Origin of the sequence: Lamprobacter sp., from assembly GCF_034860625.1 — a bacterium.
In the GTDB taxonomy this organism is placed as follows: domain Bacteria; phylum Pseudomonadota; class Gammaproteobacteria; order Chromatiales; family Chromatiaceae; genus Lamprobacter.
Genome location: NZ_JAYESN010000772.1, coordinates 1 through 381, shown reverse-complemented (window position 1 = coordinate 381; position 381 = coordinate 1). Strand labels below are relative to the sequence as shown.

General features: G+C 60.9%; 1 protein-coding gene. It reads left to right on the top strand.

The window, feature by feature from the left end:
* On the top strand, positions 1-222 hold a 222-nt coding region (locus tag VBE63_RS31230; protein WP_323686813.1), incomplete at its 5' end, for a hypothetical protein.
* Positions 223-381 lie beyond the last annotated feature (159 nt).

Below are 381 nucleotides of genomic sequence, written 5' to 3'. Positions count from 1 at the left end.
TTAGCCGAGAACCTAGAGACCTGGGCACAACGCGAGCGCCAGGAGGGGCGTCAGGAAGGCGAGCGGATCGGGATACAGAAAGGCGAGCGGATCGGGATACAGAAAACCGCCCAAGCCACAGCTCGCAATCTCATCGCATTAGGTATGCTCACGGACCGGCAGATTGCCCAAGTCACCGGCCTGAGTGTGGCCCAAGTCGAGGCATTACGTGCGGACAAGTGATTGAGCACCACGCCCGATCGCAACTACCCGATGTCCTTGCCCGAGACCCACGCCAAGCTGCTGGCCGAGCTGGAGCGCTTTGAGCACCTGCTCTTCGAGCCGATGACCCAGGCTGATCTAGATCAGCTCCATGCCCTCTCCGAGCGCTGGATCGCTGAA